This window comes from Rhizobium etli CFN 42 (assembly GCF_000092045.1).
Lineage (GTDB): Bacteria > Pseudomonadota > Alphaproteobacteria > Rhizobiales > Rhizobiaceae > Rhizobium > Rhizobium etli.
In genome coordinates this window covers 284,679-299,230 of the sequence record NC_007766.1, presented here as the reverse complement: position 1 = coordinate 299,230, position 14,552 = coordinate 284,679, and the positions used below count along the sequence as shown (strand labels likewise).

The window sequence follows — 14,552 nt, the reverse complement described above, 5'->3', positions numbered from 1 at the left end:
GCTCCACGTCCTGCCGGTCATTCGTGCGGAGCCGGATGGATGAAGGGCCAGGGGCTCGCCTCCGATCCCTTTTCGACGGGCACTTCGATGAGGACGGGCTCGTCGAGTGCGAGCGCTGTCTCGAGTATGTTTTTCAATTCTTCGGGGCTCGTCGCCCTGAAGGATCGGATGCCGAAGCTCTCTCCGAGGGCGACGAAATCGGGATTGGTCAGATCCGAACCGAGAGTGCGGCCCTTATAGGTTTGCTTCTGGTCGCGCAGCACATTGCCGTAGGCGGAATTGTTGAACACGATGGCGACGACGGCGATCTTGTGCTGGACGGCGGTGGCAAGTTCCTGGACGCCGAACATGAAGCCGCCATCGCCCGAAACGGAGATCACGGCTTTGTCGGGATGGGCGACTTTCACGCCTAAGGCGGTGTTGAAGCCGAAACCAAGATTGTCCTGGTAACCGCATGTCACGTATTGGCGAGGGCCGTAGACTGGGAAGGCGAAGCGGGCGGTAAAGCCCATCTGGCTGATCTCCTCGACGAAGAAACCGTCTCTCGGCAGGGCCTCGCGAATGGCTTGGAGATAGCCAAGCTGCGGCTGCACCGCCGAAAAACGAGACTTTGCCTCATCATTGAGCTCGGCAAATTCGCGCGTGCGATCCTCGCGGCGGGAGCCGGCCACCGCATCGGCTAGAGCCTGCGTTCCATCTCTCGCGGCCGCGACAATGCCGAGATCAGGCTTGAGGCGGACCATTTCGGTGGGGTCGACATCGATGCGGATGATCTTGAGCCCCTTGGGCAGCCACTTCCAGCGCATGAACTGCAATTCGAGCCGGCTGCCGATCCCGATCAGCACGTCGACCTTCTTCCAATATTCATAGGCGGCGACGAAATTCAGATAAATCGGATGGTCGTCGGGGACGATGCCCTTGCCGGAGCGATGCGAGGTGACGGGCGCCTGCAGCAATTCCGCCAACGCGGCGATCTCCGCGCTGGCATCCGCCGCGCCGCCACCGACCATGATCATCGGATTGCTGGCGCCTGATATTAACGCCGCTGCTGCGGCGATCTGATTGGGGTTTACGGCCGGATGAGGCACTCTCGCGCCAACCCGAACGTCGATTTCAGGGGCGGACTGTCCGAACACGTCCCAAGGGGCTTCGACCGCTCCCGGGCCTTGGCGGCCAGAGAGCATTTTGGCGACGAGCCCAGCCATAACTGTACCGGCCTCGGACGGGTGGTTGATGCGCTCGGCCGTCTTGGTAATCCCGCGCATCGTCGCGAGCTGATCCGGAAGTTCGTGCAGCTGTCCTCTGCCTCGGCCAATCAGGTGCGACATGATGTTGCCGGTGATGCAGAGCACCGGCGCATTGGCACCGTAGGCGGTGCAGAGGGCCGCGCCGGAATTGAGGACGCCCGGGCCGGGGACGACTGTATAGGCGCCGATCCGGCCGGTGGATTTGGCATAGCCGTAGGCCATGTAGGCTGCGCCCTGTTCATGTCGGGTGTGAATGAACCGGATCTTGTCGCCGGCGTCATAAAGCGCGTCGTTGAAATCATACATATGGGCGCCGGGGATGCCGAAGATCGTGTCAATTCCGTGGGCGACAAGCGAACGGGTGATCGCCTGGCCGGTCGTTTCTTTCCTGCTCATTCGGAGGCTCCAACGGTGCATTCGGTTATGATTTCAGGCAGCCTTCGGCCCGGAGCGCCGCGACGATGGCGCCGGCATCGGCGGGCTGCATGCCGGCGAGATTCATGCGCCCGGAATCCGCCATGTAGATGCCGTGGTTTGCCCTAAGCGCGACCGCCGTTTCCTTGCGCATGGAGAGATTGGAGAACAGCCCACGTTGCCGGCTGACGAAGGCCAGCTCCGGAGAGGCAGCGGCCAGCGCCGCGCGATTGCCATTGATGCGCCGGCACATCTCTTCGAGTTCCGTACGCCATATCGCTGTCATTTCCGGGCTTTCAAGAATGGTCTTGACGATTGCGGCACCATGGTCCGGCGGCATGGACCAGTTCACGCGGGCAAGCCCCGCCATGTTGCTTTCTGCCTTTCTGACGTCATCGGCATTGCGCGCCACGACATAAAGCGCGCCGACGCGTTCGCGATAGAGGCCGAAGTTCTTGTCGCAGGAATAGGCGATCAGCGCTTCCTCGACCGCATCGAGAATCATGCGCGTCGGGGCGGCATCCTGTTCGAGGCCGTCGCCGAGCCCCTGATAGGCAAGATCGATGAAGGGCACGAGCCTGTGCGCAACGAGGAGATCGGCAATCTCTCGCCATTGCTCCATGGTGAAATCGATACCCGTGGGATTATGGCAGCAACAATGAAGCAGCACGACGTCGCCTTCCCTGGCGGATGACAAAGCGGAGACGACGCTTTCGAACGTCACCTGCTGTGACGTCAGGTCGACGAAGGCATATTCCTTTACGTCCAAGCGTGCCGAAGCGAAGATCGGCTTATGATTAGGCCAGCTCGGCGTTCCCAAGAGAACCTTTGCCGAGGGGTTTGCCGTTTGGATGAGTTCCGCGCCGAGACGGAGCGCGCCGCTGCCGCCCGGCGTTTGAATGCCGGCGAGCCGTTGGGCGAATTTCGGCGAGTTGCCGAAGATGATCGGCTCAAGCAGGCGCACGAATTGCAGATCACCCTCGGGGCCGAGATATTTCTTGCTGTCCTGCGTCTCCAGGAGAAACTGCTCCGCCGCCTTGACGGCCCGCATAACGGGCGTGCGTCCCATGGCGTCGCGATAGACCCCGACGCCGAGGTCGATCTTTCCGGGACGATCGTCGGCCTGGAAGGCCTTGATGAGTGCGAGCAGGCTATCGGCCGGCCGGCTGTTCAGTTGGTCAAACACTGTCACCTCCAGTTCCATGTCAGTTGCCGAAGATTAACGGAGCTATCGCGACGAATTTCTGCGATTATCCTCCTGCTTTGACGTAATTGTGCAGATAATCTGCGTTATATCGGTATAACGTGCAGAAACTCACCTCATTCGGGGCCGATGATCATGCTTGACCCATTTGATATCAAACTGCTCGCCGCTCTCCAGCGGAACAGCGAGCTGACGCAGGGCGAACTCTCTCGGAAGGTCAATCTCTCGGCGACTCAATGCGCCCGCCGTTTGGAAAGGCTGCGCAACGAGCAATATATTCAGAGCGTCGTCGCCATCCTCAATCCGGTGAAGCTGGGCTTCACCGTCGTTGCCCATACGCTTGTCAGCCTGCGCGCGCACACGGAAGGCGGAAACGAGAGGCTCCATCGTTTCATCGAGACCGCGCCCGAGATCCTGGAATGTTATTCGCAGACGGGTGACGCCGACTTTCTGATGAAGGTCATGACGCGCGACCTCGACCATCTTAGCCAGTTTCTCGAAAGAATGATCCGGGTCACCGACAATCTGGCATCGGTCAAATCGAGCATCGTCCTCAAGACGATCAAAAAGACGACCGCTTTGCCGCTGCAGATCGTGACCTGAGGGCAGCTCCAGTCGCTCTCACTTGATATAATGGATATGCGGGCGCGAATGATAGGGGGAGGCTTCGATGCGGGCCTCGACCGAAAAGACCTCGCGCAGCAGCGTCTCGCTCAACACCTCCTCAGGCGCGCCGGAGGCAACGACCCTGCCCTGCTGCATAATGATGAGTTGATCGCAGAACATGGCGGCATGGTTGAGATCGTGCAGCGCGACGATGCTGGTGATCGGCAGGCCGGAGACGAGCCGCATCAGGCCGATCTGGTGCTGGATGTCGAGATGATTTGTCGGTTCGTCGAGGATCAGCTCCTGCGGCGACTGGGCAAGCGCCCTGGCGATATGAGTGCGTTGCTTTTCGCCGCCCGACAGGCTCTGCCAGCGCTCGTCGCGCTTTTCCGCCATGCCGGCGCGCGCGAGCGCCGCCTCGACCGCCTCTTCGTCAGCCTTGGTCCAGCCCGAAAACATCGAGCGGTGCGGAAATCTTCCGAGCTTGACGACGTCGAGGACCTTCAGATTGGCGTTTGTCGTCGCGTGCTGCTCGACGAATGCGATGCGCCGGGCGATCGAGCGGCGGCTGATCTTGCCGATATCGCTGCGGTCGAGCGTGACGCGGCCGGAATGCGGCCGCTTGAGCCCAGCGAGAAGCCGCAGCAGCGAGGTCTTGCCGGAGCCGTTCGGCCCGAGCAGGCCGAGCATCCGGCCGGGCGGCGCCTCCATCGAAACGCCGTCCAGAATGGTCTTCCTGCCAATTTTCCAGGTGAGGTTGTCCGCCTTGATGCTCATGACGCGCGCTGGAACCGGTAGAGGATGATCGAGAAGAAGGGAACGCCGACCAGCGCCGTGACCACGCCGATCGGCAGGATCTGGTTGGGAATGAGGGCGCGCGCGGCGATGTCGGCGAGCACCATGAAGATCGCTCCCGCGATGGCGCAGGCCGGCAGCAGGCGGATATGGAGCGGCCCGACGACGAAGCGGGCGACATGCGGCACGACGAGGCCGACGAAACCGATCGAGCCCACCATGCTGACGATGGTGGCTGTCATCATCGCGGTCAGCGCGAAGAGCGCCATTCTGGCGCGGCTGACATTGACGCCGAGCGAGGATGCCGCCTCGTCGCCGAAAGCGAAGGCGTCGAGCACGCGGGCGTAGAGCAGACAGGCGGCAAGGCCGAAGCTGACGACGACCGAGACCAGCGCGAATTCCGGCCAGCGCACGCCGCTGAAGCTGCCGAGCAGCCAGAACATCACGTCGCGTGCCTGCTGCGCATTGGCAGAGGTGGTGACGATATAGGAGGTCGAGGCGTTGAAGAGCTGCGATGCAGCGACACCGGCGAGGATGGTGCGATCCGCGCCGCCGCGCGTGCCGTTCGATAGCAGCGCCACGAAGAAGAAGGCTGCGAAGGCGCCGGCGAAAGCCCCGGCCGAAAGCGATACGGCACCTGCGCCGACCCCTAGGATGACGATCGCGACGGCGCCGGTGGATGCGCCTGCGGAAATGCCGAGAACATAGGGTTCGGCAAGCGGGTTGCGCAGCAACGACTGCATGATGGCGCCTGAGAGCGCCAGGCCCGCGCCGCAGAAGGCGGCGACGAGCGCGCGGCTGAGCCGATAATCCCAGATGACAGTCTCATGGATGCGGTTCAGCTCGACCGCGGTCCATCCGAGCCGGTTGGTGACGGCCGAGAAGGTGGTCGCAAGCGGGATCGGCAGGTCGCCGATGCCGACGCTGACGCCGACGACGACCGCGATGAGGCAGAGGGAAGCCAGGAGCAGTGCCGTGACCGCTCCCACTTGCCGGAAGAGGCGGCCCGCTTCCGTCACTTCAGGAGACCAAGCGCCTTCAGCTGCTCGGCAACCTGCTCGGCGCCGTAGATCGTGCGGATGGTCGGGTTCATCGCCTGGCCGTCCATCACGACGAGCGCCTTGTTCTTGACGGCCGGGATCTGACTGACGGCCGGGTCGGTGTTCAGGAAGTTGATCTTGGCCTCAGGCTTGTCGAGCTCCCAGCGATTGCGATCGAGGCTGGCGACGACGATGACATCGGGATTGGCGGCGATGATGCCTTCCCAACCGACAGTCGGCCATTCGGCGTCAGCGGTGATCGCATTGTGGCCGCCGAGCAGATCGGCGATGAAGCCGGAGGCGCTGTTCTTGCCGCCGACATAGGCATCGGCCGACGGGCTGGGGCTGGAGAACCAGAAGACGTAGGACAGGTTTTGGCCGTCCTTGGCAACACTCCCGCGAAGCTTGGCTTCCCGTGCCTTGAAATCGGCGATCAGCGCCTGGCCGCGATCGGCGACGTCGAAAATCTGAGAGAGTTCGTCGATCTCCTTGTAAAGGAGATCCATGTTCCACAGCTCGCCGCGGCTGCCGTACTGGTCCTTGACATTCTTGGTGCTGAGGCAGGTGCTGGGCGAGAGATAGGTTGAAACACCGACCTTATCGAAATCCTCGCGCTTGGCGATCTTGCTGTTCGGGCCGACCAGGCTTGGCAGGGCGACGGCCACGAAATCGGGATTTTCGGCGAGCATGGATTCGAAGGTCGGCATCTCCACGGTCAGGAGCTTGACCTTGGCATTGGCCTCGGCGAGCTGCGGCAGCACCTTGCTCGGCCAAAAGGCGGTGCCGACCATCTTGTCCTGAAGGCCGAGCAGCAGCAGGATTTCCGCACTGTTCTGGCCGAGCCCGATCGCCCGCTCGGGCGCCTTCTTGAACGTGACCTGTGTGCCGCAGTTCTCGAAGGTCAATGGGTAGGCCGTCGACCCCGCGTAAGATGGGGGTGCGGCAAGACCGATCAGGGCGGAGAGGCCAAATGCGGCAAGAAGTGATTTGAAGCTGGTCACGTAAATATCCCGGTGCGTAAGTATCTGCGGTCGCCCTATAGCCATAGGAGCGCCTCGGAAACAAGACCAAATTTATCAACTTATCGCAGAAATCGTCAGAACGGGACATTCCTAGCGGGATGGAGAGCGCTTTGGGCCTTCACCCTATCCGTTTTCGAGAAACTCCCGGATGGCCTGCGAGAGTGCTGCCGGATTCTCCTCGGCCACATGGTGTCCACTGTCTATGCCGAAGCCGCGCACGTCCCTAGCCCAGTTGCGCCAGATCGCGACTGGATCGCCATAGATCTGCTCCATATCGTCGCGCAGCGACCAGAGGCAGAGCATCGGGCAGATTATTTTGCGGCCGGCGGCGCGGTCATCACCGTCGTGCAGATGGTCGATGCTGAGGCTGGCGCGGTAATCCTCGATCATCCCGTGGATGACGTGAGGATCGTGGATGACGTCGATGAGATCTTCATAGGCTTGGGGGCCCATTAGCGCGGGCGAAAGTTTGTCGTACCACGCGAGGGGATCGGCGGAGATCGCCCGCTCCGGTCTTTCCTTCTGGGCGAAGAAGAACCAGTGGTACCAGTCCCGCGCAAATTTCCAGTCGGCACGTTCGAGATGTTCGATGACGGGAATGGCGTCGACAATGACGAGTTTCCTTACGCGATCTGGATGGTCCATTGCCATGCGGAAGGCAGTGAGGCTCCCGCGGTCATGGCCGACCACCGCGAAGTTCTCGTGACCCAGTCGCCGCATCAGCTCGATGTGCGCTTCGGCCTTAGCTCGCTTGGAAGAATTTCTGCTGTCGGAAGCATCGCCGGGCTGATAGGAGCGGCCGAAGCCGGGGAGATCGGGGCAGACGACCGTGTGATCGGGTGAAAGCAGGTCCGCCACCTTGCCCCAGGTCATATGTGTCCTGGGGTGGCCGTGAAGCAGAAGAACGGCGGGTCCTGAGCCGCCGCGGCGGACGCGAAGCGATCCCGGCCCGACATCGACCGCCTCGAGAGAAAAGCCTTCAAACACGCTTAGCTCAGCTTTCCAACGAGCTTGGCATAGTCCGAAAATGTCGCCCCTTCGCCCTTCCTGCCGGCTTCGCCGGCAAGCTGCAGCACGCGAATCGGAAACAGGATCGCCGCGAGGTTGGCGCCGGACAACTCATGGTCGTCATCTTCCTGGATCGCCTTTTGAGCCTTCGCGAGCGCGGCATCGATTTCCCCGCGTGTGAGCAATTCCTTCTCGACGATTGCGTCGCAAATCGAGGCCATCGCCATGATCAAGCCTTTGAGCTGCAGATTGGCAGTATTCATGAGAACCCCCAATGGTAGGAAAGGATGCCTAGTCCGGCTCGACCGGCCGAATTGTGTCGACTGATACAGTTCCGTCAAGAATGCCGCGCTTGAGATCGCGCCTATTCCGGTCGATCTCGATCACAGTATAGAGCTTATCGTCGCGGAAGGCGCTGGCATTTGCCGTCGTGACGTCTTCGGCCGGTGCCGCGTCCACCTCCATGAAATCGAGTTCGCGTGCGGCGGCGACGATCCTGGCGTCGCCCGGCGTCAAGGCGGCAACCACGACGGTGCCGTGGTTCGGGGCATTACCCCATCTCGGATCGTCGATTTTGGCAATCGGCTCCAGCCGATAGATGTTGAGCATTTCTCCGCCGGCTTCCGGCGCCGCCTCCGCTGCAGCATCCTGCATCTGCGCCTGGCTCTCGACCGATCTTCCGAAGGTGGTGGCGCTGGTCGCGTTGTTGATCTCGTCTTTGCCTGTTCTTGAGACGTTCGACATGTCGCTCTCCTTGTCAGGACGGAAACGACGGCCGGCCGGAAACTGTTCCAGCGCAGGCAAAGTTTGCTGGCTCGACGTGGGTCGAGACCGGCGCTGCAACCCAGCGGCACACCCATACACTTTTTCCAGTCGTGCACTAATTACTCTCGTTCGAACAGGGGGGATTCCGTGAGCACGCAAACCGGTGAATTTTCGCGCGACGACGCTGTGGCCGAGAGCCTCAACGGGCACGACCACAAAAGCATGGCGTTCGACGATGCCAGCGCCCTTTTAGAGGTGTTGGTCGCGGTCAGACGCGGCGACTTTTCCGTGCGCATGCGCTCCGACCTGACCGGGGTTACCGGCAAGATCGCCGATGCGCTGAACGACATCATCGCCGCCAACCAACGTATGGCCCAGCAGCTCGAACATGTCGGCCAGGTCGTCGGCCGGGACGGGCGGACGAGCACGCGCGTGCGCTTCGGCCTCTCGGATGGTTCATGGTCGGAAATGGAGGGCTCGATCAACGGCCTGATCGATGACCTCCTCTGGCCGACGACGGCGGTGACGCGCACGATCACTGCGGTCGCCAAGGGTGATCTGCTGCAGACCGTGCCGCTCGATGTCGACGGGCGGGCGCTCAAAGGCGAATTCCTGCGCTCGGCCGATATCGTCAACACGATGATCAAGCAGCTCAGTGTCTTCACCTCTGAGGTGACGCGCGTCGCCCGCGAAGTCGGCACCGACGGAAAGCTCGGCGGACAGGCGCAGGTGCCCGAGGTGACGGGCGTCTGGAAGGACCTGACCGAAAGCGTCAACTCGATGGCGTCGAACCTGACGGCGCAGGTGCGCAATATCGCCGAAGTGACGATCGCGGTTGCCAACGGCGACCTTTCCAAGAAGATCACCGTCGACGTGCGCGGCGAAATCCTGCAGCTCAAGGAGGCGATCAATACGATGGTCGACCAGTTGCGCTCCTTCGCTTCCGAAGTGACGCGCGTCGCCCGCGAAGTCGGCACCGAAGGCAAGCTCGGCGGGCAGGCGTTGGTGCCAGGCGTCGCCGGCACCTGGAAAGACCTGACCGATAGCGTCAACGCGATGTGCGGCAATCTGACGGCGCAGGTGCGCAACATCGCCCAGGTGACAACGGCCGTGGCGCGCGGCGACCTGTCGCGCAAAATCACTGTCGACGTCTCGGGCGAAATCCTCGAACTCAAGGAAACCATCAATACGATGGTCGACCAGTTGAACGGTTTTGCCGGCGAGGTGACGCGCGTGGCGCGCGAGGTCGGAACGGAAGGTCGCCTCGGCGGCCAGGCGCAGGTACCGGGTGTGGCCGGCACCTGGAAGGATCTGACCGACAACGTCAATTCGATGGCCTCGAACCTGACGGCGCAGGTGCGCAACATCGCTGAAGTCTCCACAGCCATCGCCAATGGCGACCTGTCGAAGAAGATCACGGTGACGGTTTCGGGCGAAATCCTCGAACTCAAGGAAACCATCAATACGATGGTCGACCAGCTGAACGCCTTTGCCTCGGAAGTGACGCGCGTTGCCCGCGAAGTGGGCACGGAAGGCCGGCTCGGCGGCCAGGCGAACGTGCGTGGCGTTGCCGGCACCTGGAAGGACCTGACCGAAAACGTCAACTCGATGGGCGGCAACCTGACGGCGCAGGTGCGCAATATTGCGGAGGTCTCGACTGCGATCGCCAATGGCGACCTGTCGAAGAAGATCACCGTCGACGTGAAGGGCGAAATCCTCGAACTCAAGGAAACCATCAATACGATGGTCGACCAGCTGAACGCCTTCGCCTCGGAAGTGACGCGCGTTGCCCGCGAAGTGGGCACGGAAGGCCGCCTCGGCGGCCAGGCGAACGTGCGCGGCGTCGCAGGCACCTGGAAGGACCTGACCGATAGCGTCAACTCCATGGCCTCGAACCTGACCGGCCAGGTGCGCAACATCGCCGAAGTCGCGACTGCCGTTGCCCAAGGCGATCTTTCCAAGAAGATCACCGTTACGGTGTCGGGCGAAATCCTGGAGCTGAAGGAGACCATCAATACGATGGTCGACCAGCTGAACGGCTTCGCCGGCGAGGTGACGCGCGTGGCGCGCGAGGTCGGAACGGAGGGCCGGCTTGGCGGCCAGGCGAACGTGCTCGGTGTGGCCGGCACCTGGAAGGACCTGACCGACAGCGTCAATTCCATGGCTGGCAACTTGACGGCGCAGGTGCGCAACATTGCCGAGGTTTCCACAGCGATCGCCAATGGCGACCTGTCGAAGAAGATCACGGTGTCGGTCTCCGGCGAAATCCTTGAGCTCAAGGAAACGCTGAACACCATGGTGGACCAGCTGAACCGCTTCGCCTCGGAAGTGACGCGCGTCGCACGCGAAGTCGGCACAGAAGGCAAGCTGGGCGGCCAGGCGCAGGTGCCTGGCGTCGCCGGCACCTGGAAAGATCTGACCGAAAACGTCAATTCAATGGCCTCCAACCTCACAGGCCAGGTGCGCAACATCGCCGAAGTGACGACCGCCGTGGCGCGCGGTGACCTCTCGCGCAAGATCACCGTCGACGTGAAGGGCGAAATCCTCGAACTGAAGAACACCATCAACACGATGGTGGACCAGCTGAACGCTTTCGCCGGCGAAGTCACGCGCGTCGCCCGCGAAGTCGGCACCGAAGGCAAACTCGGTGGCCAGGCGCAGGTCTCGGGCGTCGCCGGCACCTGGAAGGACCTGACCGACAGCGTCAACTCCATGGCCGGCAATCTGACGGCGCAGGTGCGCAATATCGCCGAGGTGGCGACCGCGATCGCCAACGGGGACCTGTCGCGCAAGATTACCGTGGACGTGCGCGGCGAGATTCTGCTGCTGAAGGATACTTTGAATACCATGGTCGACCAGCTTCGCTCCTTTGCCGGCGAAGTAACCCGTGTCGCCCGCGAAGTCGGCACCGACGGCAGGCTCGGCGGCCAGGCCGTCGTTCCCGGCGTCGCCGGCACCTGGAAGGACCTGACCGACAACGTCAACCTGCTTGCCGCCAACCTGACGACCCAGGTCCGCAACATCGCTGAAGTGACGACGGCGGTGGCGCGTGGCGACCTCTCGCGCAAGATCACCGTCGACGTGAAGGGCGAAATCCTTGAACTGAAGAACACCATCAACACCATGGTCGATCAGCTCAACGCCTTTGCCGGCGAGGTGACGCGCGTGGCCCGCGAAGTCGGCACCGAAGGCAAGCTGGGCGGCCAGGCGCAGGTGCCGGGTGTCGCCGGCACGTGGAAGGATCTGACCGACACCGTCAACGTCATGGCCGCCAACTTGACCGAACAGGTGCGCGGTATCGTCAAGGTGGTGACGGCGGTGGCGAACGGCGACCTCAAGCAGAACCTCACCGTCGCCTCCAAGGGCGAGGTGGCAGCCCTTGCCGAAACCATCAACAACATGACCAACACGCTCGCGACCTTCGCCGACCAGGTGACCACAGTGGCGCGCGAAGTCGGCGTCGAAGGCCGCCTCGGCGGCCAGGCGAATGTTCCCGGTACCGCGGGAACGTGGAAGGACCTGACCGGCAACGTCAACCTGCTTGCCGCCAACCTGACGACCCAGGTGCGCGCCATCGCCGAGGTGGCGACGGCCGTCACCAAGGGCGACCTGACGCGCTCGATCAAGGTCGATGCGCGCGGCGAAGTCGCAGAGCTGAAGGACAACATCAACACGATGATCGACAATTTGCGCCTGACGACGGAGCGCAACACCGAGCAGGACTGGCTGAAGACCAATCTGGCGCGCTTCACCAACATGCTGCAGGGCCAACGCGACCTGACGCTGGTCGGCAAGATGCTGCTGTCGGAGCTGGCGCCGCTGGTCGGCGCCCATCAGGGCGTGATCTACCAGGTCGATGCCGACGAGAGCCAGCCATTCCTGTCGCTGCTCTCCGTCTATGCGCAAGGGGTCGAGGCCGCGCATCCGCCGCGGCTCGACTTCGGCCAGGGCCTCGTCGGCCAATGCGCGAGCGATGCCCGCCGCATCCTGGTCACCGATCTGCCCGAGAATGTCGTCCCGATCAGCTCCGGCGTGTTCACGACGCTTCCCAGAAGTGCGATCGTGCTGCCGGTGCATTTCGAGGGCCAGGTGAAGGCGGTGATCGAGCTTGCCTCTGCCGGCGAATTCACCGAGTTGCAGCTCTCCTTCCTCGACCAGCTGACGACGTCGATCGGTATCGTGCTCAACTCGATCGAAGCGACCATGCAGACCGAAGGCCTTCTCAAGCAATCGCAGCAGCTCGCCGCCGAACTGCAGACGCAGCAGCGCGAGCTGCAGCAGACCAATGAACAGCTCGGCCAGAAGGCGCAGCAGCTCGAGGAGCGCAACGTCGAAGTCGAGGCGAAGAATCAGGAAATCGAGCAGGCGCGGCGCGCGCTCGAGGAAAAGGCCACCGAACTGGCGCTGACTTCGAAGTATAAATCCGAATTCCTCGCCAACATGTCGCACGAGCTGCGCACGCCGCTGAACTCCATCCTCATCCTCGGCCAGCAGCTCGGGGAAAACCCCGACGGCAACTTGTCGGCCAAGCAGGTCGAGTTCGCAAAGACGATCCATGGGGCCGGCACCGATCTGCTCAATCTCATCAGCGACATTCTCGATCTGTCCAAGATCGAGTCCGGCACGGTCTCGGTCGATGCCGAGGAGATCTTCGTCAGCAACCTGCTCGAAGTGATGGCGCGGCCGTTCCGGCACGAGGCTGAAAACCGCAACCTCTCCTTCGCGGTCGAAGTCGGCGCCGACGTCACGAAGAGTATCATCACGGACTCGAAGCGGCTGCAGCAGATCCTCAAGAACCTGCTGTCGAACGCCTTCAAGTTCACCGCGCAGGGCGGCGTCACGCTTCGCGTTGCATCGGTGACGAGCGGCTGGTCGCCGGAGCATCCTTCGCTGCGGCACGCGCCTTCCGTCATCGCCTTCGAAGTGGTCGATACCGGCATCGGCATACCGCCCGAAAAGCAGCGCATCATCTTCGAGGCGTTCCAGCAGGCCGATGCCTCGACCAGCCGCAAGTATGGCGGCACCGGCCTGGGGCTGGCGATCAGCCGCGAACTGGCAAACCTGCTCGGCGGCGAGATCCAGCTGCGCAGCGCGCCGGGTGTCGGCAGCACCTTCGTGCTTTACCTGCCGCTCACCTATGTCGGCGCCGGCGCGGTAGCGCCGAAGTCCACTCCGGCAGCGGCGAACGTCGTCGAGTTCGCCGAGGCGGCTGCCCGTCGGGCTGAGAAACCGGTCGAACATGTCGCGGACGACCGTCACCGGATCGAGCCCGGCGACTCCGTGCTGCTCGTCGTCGAAGACGATGCGCATTATGCCCGCGTCCTCGTCGATCTCGCCCGCGACAACGGTTTCAAGGTACTGGTGGCGATGCGCGGCAGCGATGCCCTGACGCTGGCGCAGGAATACAAGCCGTCGGCGATTTCGCTCGATATTTTCCTGCCAGACATGCTCGGCTGGACGGTGCTGAGCCAGCTCAAGCAGAACCCGCAGACGCGGCACATTCCGGTGCAGATCATCAGCCTCGACGAGGACCGCCAGCATGGGCTGACCCGCGGCGCCTTTGCCTTCATGAGCAAGCCGACGACGCCGGAAGGACTGGGCAGGGCGCTGTCGCGGCTGAAGGCCTATGCCGAGCCGCGCCGCAAGCAGCTGCTGCTGGTGGAAGACAACGAAGCCGAGCGCATGAGCGTCACCGCTCTTCTTGGGCACGACGACATCGACATAACCAGCGTCGGCTCCGGATCGGAGGCGCTCGCCGTTCTCCGGCAAGGCTCTGCCGATTGTGTCGTGCTCGACCTCACGCTCCCCGACATGTCGGGCTTCGAAGTGCTGGAGCAGATCCGCGACGATGCCGAGATCGCCGAAGTCCCGGTGGTGGTCTTCACCGGCCGGGAGCTTTCGCCTGAGGAAGATGCGACACTGCACAGCATGGCTCGCAGCGTCGTGGTGAAGGGTGTGGAGTCGCCCGAACGCCTCCTAGACGAGACGGCGCTTTTCCTGCATCGGGTGGTTGCCGACCTGCCGGCCGCAAAGCAAGCGACGCTGCAGGAATTGCACAGCTCGGACGAGGATCTTGTCGGCGAGACCGTGCTGCTCGTCGACGATGATGCCCGCAACATCTTTGCACTGAGCAGCGTTCTCGAACGCCGGGGGATGAGGGTGCTGACCGCGACGACGGGCAGCGAGGCGATCGACGTCATCAACACAGAGCCCTCGGTGGCGATCGTGCTGATGGACATCATGATGCCCGGGATGGATGGCTACGAGACGATGCAGGTCATCCGCTCTGAGCCCCGCTTCCGGCGGCTGCCGATCCTGGCGCTGACGGCCAAGGCGATGAAGGGTGACAGGGAGAAATGCCTGGAGGCGGGTGCGTCGGATTACCTGGCGAAGCCCGTCAACACCGAGCAGCTCCTGTCGGCTCTGCGCATGTGGTTGCACCGCTGAGGAT

Annotated in this window: 10 protein-coding genes; 2 read left to right on the top strand and 8 right to left on the bottom strand. The window is 62.7% G+C overall.

Going from position 1 to position 14,552, the window contains the following annotated elements; genetic code table 11:
- Positions 1 to 17: 17 nt before the first annotated feature.
- Positions 18 to 1,643 carry a thiamine pyrophosphate-dependent enzyme gene (locus RHE_RS27855; protein WP_011428581.1) on the bottom strand — a complete coding sequence of 542 codons (1,626 nt, stop codon included), beginning with the start codon at positions 1,641 to 1,643 and terminating at the stop codon, positions 18 to 20.
- Positions 1,644 to 1,668: 25 nt separating this feature from the next.
- Entirely contained in the window at positions 1,669 to 2,847 is a 1,179-nt protein-coding gene (locus RHE_RS27850) for an amino acid aminotransferase (RefSeq protein WP_042120054.1), read from the bottom strand.
- Between the two features lie 153 nt (positions 2,848 to 3,000).
- Here RHE_RS27850 and RHE_RS27845 point away from each other — a divergent pair, with 153 nt between their 5' ends.
- Complete coding sequence (locus RHE_RS27845; RefSeq protein ID WP_011428579.1) at positions 3,001 to 3,468, top strand: Lrp/AsnC family transcriptional regulator; 468 nt, start codon at positions 3,001 to 3,003, stop codon at positions 3,466 to 3,468.
- Between the two features lie 18 nt (positions 3,469 to 3,486).
- Here the strand turns inward: RHE_RS27845 and RHE_RS27840 are convergent, their stop codons facing one another.
- The 6 genes from RHE_RS27840 to RHE_RS27815 all read right to left on the bottom strand — a co-directional run bounded on the left by RHE_RS27840 (position 3,487) and on the right by RHE_RS27815 (position 8,080).
- Positions 3,487 to 4,248: an ABC transporter ATP-binding protein gene (locus tag RHE_RS27840; RefSeq protein ID WP_011428578.1), complete on the bottom strand. Its 762-nt coding sequence runs from the start codon at positions 4,246 to 4,248 to the stop codon at positions 3,487 to 3,489.
- Positions 4,245 to 5,285, bottom strand: a complete 1,041-nt coding sequence (locus RHE_RS27835) for a FecCD family ABC transporter permease (protein ID WP_042119995.1) — start codon at positions 5,283 to 5,285, stop codon at positions 4,245 to 4,247. The genes RHE_RS27840 and RHE_RS27835 overlap by 4 nt, the downstream gene beginning before the upstream one ends.
- Positions 5,282 to 6,307 carry an ABC transporter substrate-binding protein gene (locus RHE_RS27830; protein ID WP_042119994.1) on the bottom strand — a complete coding sequence of 342 codons (1,026 nt, stop codon included), beginning with the start codon at positions 6,305 to 6,307 and terminating at the stop codon, positions 5,282 to 5,284. Before RHE_RS27830 ends, RHE_RS27835 begins: the two co-directional genes overlap by 4 nt.
- 144 nt (positions 6,308 to 6,451) lie before the next feature.
- Positions 6,452 to 7,315, bottom strand: a complete 864-nt coding sequence (locus tag RHE_RS27825) for an alpha/beta fold hydrolase (RefSeq protein ID WP_011428575.1) — start codon at positions 7,313 to 7,315, stop codon at positions 6,452 to 6,454.
- A gap of 2 nt (positions 7,316 to 7,317) precedes the next feature.
- On the bottom strand, positions 7,318 to 7,599 hold the full coding sequence (locus RHE_RS27820; protein WP_011428574.1) for a hypothetical protein: 282 nt from the start codon (positions 7,597 to 7,599) through the stop codon (positions 7,318 to 7,320).
- Between the two features lie 28 nt (positions 7,600 to 7,627).
- The gene (locus RHE_RS27815) at positions 7,628 to 8,080 is read right to left on the bottom strand and encodes a hypothetical protein (RefSeq protein WP_011428573.1); all 453 of its coding nucleotides are present in this window, start codon (positions 8,078 to 8,080) and stop codon (positions 7,628 to 7,630) included.
- 168 nt (positions 8,081 to 8,248) lie between these two features.
- Between RHE_RS27815 and RHE_RS27810 the strand changes: the two genes are divergently transcribed.
- The gene (locus RHE_RS27810; protein WP_011428572.1) at positions 8,249 to 14,548 is read left to right on the top strand and encodes a HAMP domain-containing protein; all 6,300 of its coding nucleotides are present in this window, start codon (positions 8,249 to 8,251) and stop codon (positions 14,546 to 14,548) included.
- Positions 14,549 to 14,552: the final 4 nt, after the last annotated feature.

Excerpts from the sequence above, each read along its gene's own strand:
- RHE_RS27855 (WP_011428581.1), bottom strand. The coding sequence starts at position 1,643 with ATGAGCAGGAAAGAAACGACCGGCCAGGCGATCACCCGTTCGCTTGTC.
- RHE_RS27845 (WP_011428579.1), top strand. The coding sequence starts at position 3,001 with ATGCTTGACCCATTTGATATCAAACTGCTCGCCGCTCTCCAGCGGAAC.
- RHE_RS27840 (WP_011428578.1), bottom strand. The coding sequence starts at position 4,248 with ATGAGCATCAAGGCGGACAACCTCACCTGGAAAATTGGCAGGAAGACC.
- RHE_RS27820 (WP_011428574.1), bottom strand. The coding sequence starts at position 7,599 with ATGAATACTGCCAATCTGCAGCTCAAAGGCTTGATCATGGCGATGGCC.
- RHE_RS27815 (WP_011428573.1), bottom strand. The coding sequence starts at position 8,080 with ATGTCGAACGTCTCAAGAACAGGCAAAGACGAGATCAACAACGCGACC.